Origin of the sequence: Pseudomonas sp. NPDC089530, from assembly GCF_050280705.1 — a bacterium.
GTDB lineage: Bacteria > Pseudomonadota > Gammaproteobacteria > Pseudomonadales > Pseudomonadaceae > Aquipseudomonas.
Window position 1 is genome coordinate 142,869 of record NZ_JBNNVU010000007.1, and the last position, 7,094, is coordinate 149,962.

Genomic DNA, 7,094 nt, shown 5'->3' on the forward strand with positions numbered 1-7,094 from the left:
TCAGCGATAACGCTTGTTGCAGGATGGATCGCCGCTTTGCGGCTATCGCGAGCAAGCTTCGCTCCTACAGAAACCAAGGCTATTGCAGGCCGACTTTGTACAACGTGCCTTTATCCTCGTCGGTCAGTACATACAGGTAGCCGTCCGGCCCCTGGCGCACATCGCGGATGCGTGCCTTGAGCTCGCCCAGCAGGCGCTCTTCGTGGCTCACCTTGTCGCCGTCGAATTGCAGGCGGATCAGCTCCCGGGACGCCAGCGCGCCGATAAACAGGTTGTGTTGCCAGGCCGGGAAACGATCGCTGTCGTAGAAGGCCATGCCGCTGATGCCCGGGGACTTTTCCCAGACATGCCGTGGCGCCACGGTGCCCGGGGCGGTCTTGCCCTTGGCTTCGGGGATCGGCGCGCCGGAATAGTCGATGCCATGGGTCGCCAGCGGCCAGCCGTAGTTCTTGCCACGCTCGATCAGGTTGACCTCGTCGCCGCCCTTGGGCCCGTGCTCGTTATCCCACAGGGTGCCACTCCAGGGATTGAGCGCCGCGCCCTGGGGGTTGCGGTGGCCGTAGGACCAGATCTCCGGGCGCACGCCCGGCTGGCCGACAAAGGGGTTGTCGTCCGGGACCCGGCCGTCCGGATACAGGCGCACGATCTTGCCCTGCAGCTTGTCCAGATCCTGGGCGGTCGCCCGGTCGTTGTTTTCCCCCAGGGTGATGAACAGGTAGCCGGCGGGGTCGAACACCAGCCGCGAACCGAAGTGGTTGCCGGTGGAAAGCTTGGGTTCCTGGCGAAAGATCACCTGGAAGTCCTTGAGACTGCCCAGGTCCTCGGACAGCCTACCGCGCCCCACCGTCGTTCCCGCGGTGCCACCCGCGCCGCCCCCTTCGGCATAGGCCAGATAGACCAGGCGGTCCTGCTGGAAGTCCGGCGACAGGGCCACATCCAGCAAGCCGCCCTGGCCCTTGGCCCAGACTTGCGGCACGCCAGCGAGCGGCTTCGACAGCTTGCCGTCGGCGCCCACCAGCCGCAGGTTGCCCGGGCGTTCGGTAACCAGGATGCCCTGACGGTCCGGCAGGAATGCCAGGCCCCAGGGATGGTCCAGGCCCTCGGCCAGCGGGGTCACGCTGAGGCTGCCCTGCTCGCTGTGGAAGGGTTGGCTGCCAGCGGCCGCGGCCGGTAACGCGCTGCCGAGGAAAAGACTGGCGCAGAGGGTCGCCAAGAGGGTTTTACGCAACATGCACAGTTCCTTCTGTCGATAAAAAGATTGCCGTCCGGGGTCGGTATCGGCTTCGGGTCGATCAGCGTCTATCGCTGCGGTTGGCTACGGGGTGGCGTCACGGGTGTGGGGTCGATGGCCCGCGGCGGCGGGCTGGTACGTGGGTAACCGTTGCCGATGCCGCCGTTCTCCAGGGTCGGAGGACGCGGCACGGGCACCGTGTTGGGACCGCGCAGGGCCGGTGCGTTGGGCTGGGTGCCCTGCATGCTGTTGGGGTTGGCGCGGCGTATCGGGCTGTTGTAAGGGTTGTTGCTACCGGGCAGGTTCTGCGCCAGCAGCACGCTGGCCAGCGCACGGGTGTCCGCGGGCGTCGCCTGGGGCGCGGCGAACAGCGAGGTGCTGACCCCGCTCATCAGGGCGAACACGGCAAGACCACGAAGCAGGTTGTTCATGACGACCCTCTTGGATGGCGGCGAGTTATCGTTGCGAGGCCTATCGTTTCGAGTTCACGCTACGCCCCACGTTCGGCCTTGTTAATTAAATAATCCATCAGACATGTAACACGAGTTATCGGCGTGCCCATGCGGACAGCACAATTGGCGCAGACGCTCGTCGAAGGCATGGAGGCGGCAGCGAATCGCTGCACTAAGGCGGTGGCGGCCGTTGGAGTGGGCAAGCCGGGAGGAAGCTCGCGGGCAGCGCCTACATCGATCCTGTAGGAGCGAGGCTTGCCCGCGATCAGCGATTCGCCGTCCGGCGAATCAGATGAAGATGAACAGCAGCAACAGCGCGGCGAAGATCGCCCACTTTTCCAGGTAATAAAGCGTGCGATTGCGCTTTTTCAGCTCTTTGCCGCGCAGGCGGATCTTGTACAGCTTGGCAAAGGCCCGGTTCAGGCCACCGGTGCGGTCGCCGTCATCGTTCGGCGAGCCGGCCGAAGCCATCACGGTGCGGCTGAACCAGCGGTTGAACGCAGCGGCCCAGCGGTACTTCATCGGCCGCTCCACATCGCAGAACAGGATGATGCGGTTCTGCTCGGTGGTGTTTTCCGCGTAGTGGATATAGGTCTCGTCGAACATCACCGCTTCGCCATCGCGCCAGTGATAGTTCTGGCCGTCGACATTGATGTAGCAACCGGCGCTGTTGGGCGTTTCCAGGCCCAGGTGGTAACGGTAGGAACCGGCATAGGGGTCGCGGTGACGCACCAGCTTGGAACCCGGCGGCAGCTCGGCGAACATCGCCGCCTTGATCGAGCCGATGCTCTGCACCAACTCGGTGGTGCGCGGGCACAGCTTCATCGCCGAAGGGTGGCTGTCGCCGTACCACTTCAGGTAGAAGCGCTTCCAGCCGGTCTTGAAGAACGAGTTGAAGCCGACGTCGTTGTACTGCTCCGATCGCTTGATCTCCCCCGCCTTGAGCAGGTTCTGGCCCTCGGCGCGGATTTCCTCCCAGTGGGCCTGCAGCGGACTCAGGTCGGGAAAGTCGGCCGGATCGAGATACGGGCGGTTGGGAATCTTGGAAAACAGATAAAGGAAGCAGTTGATCGGGGCCAGGAAGGTCGAATGATCACTCAGCTGGCGGCCCAGTTTATGGCGCACGCGACCGCGCAGGTGCACATACGCGATAGAAAGGATGTAAACAGCGGCAATGATGAGTTTCACGGAAATCGTCACATGTCAGAAGAGAACAGACTGCGCCCCATGAGGGCCCTCAGGCCGGGGGTCATGTGCAGCGTCCAAAAGCGGAAAGAGGTCCTGATGGCGCGTCCCTGAGCCCATGCCAATGATGGCATCTGGCAACTGGTTTGCATTTTAGCCACAGTTTGTAACCAAAGGTTAACCCCGATTTGTGAAAATATGTCCGCCGCCCCTGGCGCGACATAAGTCGCATTGCCCGATGCGAATCCCCGGTCATGGACTTTCCATGGCAGCCGGCGCCGCTCGCCGGGGTGAAAATCCATGGGCCGCTGTCATGTAACTGCCGGCGCACATATGCGCGGGTCACAGTGAAAAGCATCACTGAAGCTCGTTCGAAGAGCGGGCTTTGGGATACGGACCAGATGCTACCGATTTTGCCGAGAGCCGATCAATTGCTGACATTTATCAGCCACCTGCGGATGGAGTTCGGCTATATCGGAAAGCACTCGACACATCTCGCACTCATCCAGAAACGGATAGACGTCGAGATTCAAAGCGATCTGAACCTTGCGCAGGCTAGTGCCTTCAACAAGCCAACGCTCAATAGTGCGAGTCATCGCCGAACCGTTGTCGTCTGTCTGCCAGGCCAGCAGATCGAAGAGTTTGACCACCAGCAGGAACGGGACCGATTCAGGGATATCGGCAAACAGCCGATCAGCCAAATCCAACTCGCCAAACTCAGTCACGACTGCCTGGGCAGCCCTGAAAGCCTCTGGGTATTCCGGCCTACTGTTTTCTAATGCGATCAAGTCCAGAGCTCTAGCAACAGTCTGGTGCATAGCAATTCCATGGCTCCGGGGGAGGTGTTGATGCTACCAGCCTCTGACCCGGCAAGCAGAATAACCAGCGCCACGACAGTCTGTCGTTAACGGCCCGATCCTATCTATGAGAGCGCATCGACTAGCAATCAACGAGAAAGATCAGACCGTCCGCTTACTTTCTTTGACATCCCGAAGTGAAAGCCATTCCCGGTAGAAGGTACCGGCACGTCCGCAGAATAAACCGACGGTAAACCCTGATGCGGCGCCAGCCAGGATGAGCATTTCCACATTGGCCGAAGTCTCTGGATGCACCGCTGCTTGATAACCGATGAAGTATTTCACGGCAAAAAAGAGAAGCGAGATACCAAGGACTTTCCAGGTACCGGGAACGATCAGATGCTGGCTTTCCTCGTCCAAGGCAAGTCCGCGTCGAGGAAATAACGCTAGTGCGGCCAAGCCACCCAAAACGATTCCCGTCAGCCAACTGCCCACGGTCAGCTCAACGCTATCTGCGTAGCTGAGAGAAAAGAATGACCATATCACCAGAATAACCGGCGTGATGATTAAGGTTCGCTGGCTTTCTCGACTGGTTTTTCGAGCGCTTAAACCGTAGTAGCAGACCAAGAGAAATGCGCCGTAAACCCAGAGTGGCGTGCCTTCCAGTGCATCGAGCATTGTTCAGCGTCCTTGCCATAAGTTCGTGATCGGATGCTGGCACAGCCTCAAGAGTGTTGCCACTTATTTCAGGAAAGCGTCCGCCATGATGCCAACGGCATGCATTGAAGGATGATCACCATGTAACAGATAAGCGATTCCCCTACTCGGCGCGGTAAGTCTGAAAGCCGCGCCGCTCTTTAACAACCTGCGCCATACACAATTACCCAGCGATTCGCTGGAAGGTCAGCCCCGGCCACACCTGTGGGGCGAGAGAAAGTCAGGTGAACAAAATCGCGCTGCCACTACTGGCGACCGGCGATCCGATAGCTCCGAAAGGCTACCAACGCGCAGAACTGCAACGGCGGAGACGTAACCGGTAATTTCTCTAACTTGAGATGGTGGTAGCGGCATGGTCAAATGAGTGATGGCCTTTTGCCAAGGAGATGTCAGTTGAAGCAGTACCGCGGATTAATCATATTTTATTTGGCAGTGACTTCACTCTTTATCCTGGTCCAAGTCTGGCATTCCAAGTCTGCTCCTGAAGAGAAGAAGCAAGAGCAAGAACACCAGCTTGAAGGGTACGCATTCTTCATGAATCGTGAATCCCCAAGGATGCTCGATGAATCAACTCGCCTCGATTCGGTAACCTACAGAGATGGAATCATGCGTGTCTCATACACGCTCACGAAGACCTCGAAAAACGAAGTCGATTCGGATTCATTTACGAAGGACACAAAAGCTCTTGCCACCTCGATAGCCTGCGCCGAAAAAGGTCTAGGACCTTTCGTGAAGTCTGGGCTTTTGGTTATTTACACCGTCAACGACTCAAGCAACTCACTGATAGCCGACTTGCCGATAGGCAAGTCCGACTGCCTCTAAAAGCCAGCACCTGAAGCCTGCCTCTCGCGCGGGCTTTTTTGTGCACCGTACCCGTTACGGGATCCGGGCTACTCGTCAAACCCTTCTCGAACACACTGAGCCAAGCAGAATCAATCTGAGGCGGGCATCGTCTTCATAGCATCCACGACTGATAGATTCGCCAGCAAGCCTAAGCGCGCCAAATCTGGCTCAGTAGGCTTGCCCTCCAATGTAGACATAGCCACTACCCAAAACTTAAGTGCGGAGGTGAAGCTCCGATAATAATCTGGAGGCGCTTCTTTCTTGACGCGGAAATTTTTTCCCATGTAGCTGTTTACGACAGTCAACGAATCAGATGCGCATTGTGAGGCGTCATCAGGGAATGATGTCCTCTTAGGCAAACATTCATCGAGACTAGCCTCCATGAGTTTGAGGACGTTCATCTCCTGATTGTTATCCTCAGTTATCAGCAGCCCGAGTTTCTTTTGATAACTGGCATCAAAGACTTGGTTCTTCCCAACTAATTCATCGGGGATGACAGGCAATTGTGATTTCGGCGCCTGGCAACCAGATATCGTCAACACCACTGTGACTGCAACAAGCATTCGTTTCATCAAAAAACCTTATCCATAAGCCTTAAGCGTTTGCTCTATCGTAGCAAGCGACCAATTGCACTCCCAGTTTATCTGTCGCATCCGGTCACGGAGGGCGGCGCCTGCATTGGAGAACACCATGGAATACCTCGCCAGAATCAACCCGAAGTACTTCGCTGCAGTGTACCCGTGTGCGGCGAAGAACGACGTCCGTTACTACCTGAGCGCGGTGCACATTGAACGTCACCCAGATGGTGGCGTGATCGTCGCGGCAACCACCCGGTTTACCGCTATCAGTACCATGATGCTGCGCAGGATCGTTGGAGGGATCAATTGGTCGTCGCCCGACGTGAAGCGCAATGCCATCGTGAGGCTCAGCACCATCCTGGATGATGCGGTGCGAGAGGAGCTCATCGGGAAAAATCCGGCTGAGCTTTTGGACGCGCTGAAGCGCAAGAAGGGAGAGCCTGATCCATTTACCCTGGATGAGGCCAACATGATAATCGCCGAGTTTTACAGCACGGCTCACTGGCCGAGCGCGATTTATGCGGCCTTTTTGGAGTTCTCTTTTTTCACCGGCATGCGGCCCCAGGAAATAATTGCCCTGCGCTGGGACGAGATCGACAGCTCTAAGCGCCAGTCGCGCAATTGCCCACGGCGTCATAAAGGAGCGCACCAAGACCAAGAAAAACCGGCATGTGCTGCTCAACGACCGCGCGTTACATGCCCTGGAGTTCGCGGAGCAGTACGCAGAACGTCAGAAGGCTGGAAGCGGATCGATCAAGGATTTCCCCTATGTTTTCCCCCCATCCAAAATGAGTCAGCACATGCAGACATCCGATCGGCACAAACAGTGGGGTCCCGCGCTGGAAAGGCTGAAGGTTCGTTATCGGCCTCCGTATAACTGCCGTCATACTTATGCGACAATATGCTTAATGTCCGGTTTGAATCCCGCCTTTATCGCCCAACAGCTTGGACACAGCGTCCAGATGCTGCTCTCGACCTATGCTCGCTGGCTTAACTCCAGCGGTGACCGGGGAGAGATGGAAAAGCTCAAAAATGCCCCAGGAATGGCCCAAGCGCCATTTGTGCGGCTCGCAACCCATTGATAGGTAATGTAATTGATCTCCACAGCTAACATCACGATGCAGTTCGGCGCCAAGCCGCTATTCGAGAACGTTTCGGTCAAGTTCAACAACGGTAACCGCTACGGCCTGATCGGCGCTGGCCCTGGTGGACCTGGCCGGCTTCGACCAGCGGCGCATCTGGCAGCTTTCCGGCGGCCAACGCCAGCGTGTAGGCCTGGCCCGCGCCCTGG

The 7,094-nt window shown here is 57.8% G+C and carries 8 protein-coding genes and 1 pseudogene; 3 read left to right on the top strand and 6 right to left on the bottom strand.

Annotated elements, in window-relative coordinates; genetic code table 11:
• Positions 1 to 79: 79 nt before the first annotated feature.
• From ACQKQA_RS04865 to ACQKQA_RS04885, 5 genes are all read right to left on the bottom strand, one after another.
• Positions 80 to 1,231, bottom strand: a complete 1,152-nt coding sequence (locus ACQKQA_RS04865) for a PQQ-dependent sugar dehydrogenase (RefSeq protein ID WP_427554082.1) — start codon at positions 1,229 to 1,231, stop codon at positions 80 to 82.
• Positions 1,232 to 1,299: 68 nt separating this feature from the next.
• Positions 1,300 to 1,662 carry a hypothetical protein gene (locus ACQKQA_RS04870; protein WP_427554084.1) on the bottom strand — a complete coding sequence of 121 codons (363 nt, stop codon included), beginning with the start codon at positions 1,660 to 1,662 and terminating at the stop codon, positions 1,300 to 1,302.
• Between the two features lie 309 nt (positions 1,663 to 1,971).
• Positions 1,972 to 2,871, bottom strand: a complete 900-nt coding sequence (lpxO, locus tag ACQKQA_RS04875) for a lipid A hydroxylase LpxO (protein WP_427554086.1) — start codon at positions 2,869 to 2,871, stop codon at positions 1,972 to 1,974.
• Between the two features lie 401 nt (positions 2,872 to 3,272).
• Positions 3,273 to 3,686 (bottom strand): hypothetical protein, encoded by a 414-nt coding sequence (locus tag ACQKQA_RS04880; RefSeq protein WP_427554088.1) that lies wholly within the window; start codon positions 3,684 to 3,686, stop codon positions 3,273 to 3,275.
• A gap of 141 nt (positions 3,687 to 3,827) precedes the next feature.
• The gene (locus tag ACQKQA_RS04885) at positions 3,828 to 4,343 is read right to left on the bottom strand and encodes a hypothetical protein (RefSeq protein WP_427554090.1); all 516 of its coding nucleotides are present in this window, start codon (positions 4,341 to 4,343) and stop codon (positions 3,828 to 3,830) included.
• A 432-nt stretch (positions 4,344 to 4,775) separates the two neighbouring features.
• Here ACQKQA_RS04885 and ACQKQA_RS04890 point away from each other — a divergent pair, with 432 nt between their 5' ends.
• Positions 4,776 to 5,204, top strand: coding sequence for a hypothetical protein (locus ACQKQA_RS04890; protein ID WP_427554092.1), 429 nt, complete (start codon positions 4,776 to 4,778; stop codon positions 5,202 to 5,204).
• Between the two features lie 110 nt (positions 5,205 to 5,314).
• Here the strand turns inward: ACQKQA_RS04890 and ACQKQA_RS04895 are convergent, their stop codons facing one another.
• Complete coding sequence (locus ACQKQA_RS04895; RefSeq protein ID WP_427554094.1) at positions 5,315 to 5,797, bottom strand: hypothetical protein; 483 nt, start codon at positions 5,795 to 5,797, stop codon at positions 5,315 to 5,317.
• Between the two features lie 250 nt (positions 5,798 to 6,047).
• On the opposite strand from ACQKQA_RS04895, the pseudogene ACQKQA_RS04900 reads away from it, so the two are divergent.
• Positions 6,048 to 6,885: pseudogene (locus tag ACQKQA_RS04900) on the top strand (tyrosine-type recombinase/integrase); the annotation flags it as partial.
• Positions 6,886 to 6,897: 12 nt separating this feature from the next.
• Positions 6,898 to 7,094 (top strand): hypothetical protein (locus ACQKQA_RS04905; protein WP_427554096.1); only part of this gene is annotated, 197 nt, incomplete at its 3' end.

Coding starts and splice junctions, on each gene's coding strand:
- ACQKQA_RS04865 (WP_427554082.1), bottom strand. CDS start 1,231: ATGTTGCGTAAAACCCTCTTGGCGACCCTCTGCGCCAGTCTTTTCCTC.
- ACQKQA_RS04870 (WP_427554084.1), bottom strand. CDS start 1,662: ATGAACAACCTGCTTCGTGGTCTTGCCGTGTTCGCCCTGATGAGCGGG.
- ACQKQA_RS04880 (WP_427554088.1), bottom strand. CDS start 3,686: ATGCACCAGACTGTTGCTAGAGCTCTGGACTTGATCGCATTAGAAAAC.
- ACQKQA_RS04885 (WP_427554090.1), bottom strand. CDS start 4,343: ATGCTCGATGCACTGGAAGGCACGCCACTCTGGGTTTACGGCGCATTT.
- ACQKQA_RS04895 (WP_427554094.1), bottom strand. CDS start 5,797: ATGAAACGAATGCTTGTTGCAGTCACAGTGGTGTTGACGATATCTGGT.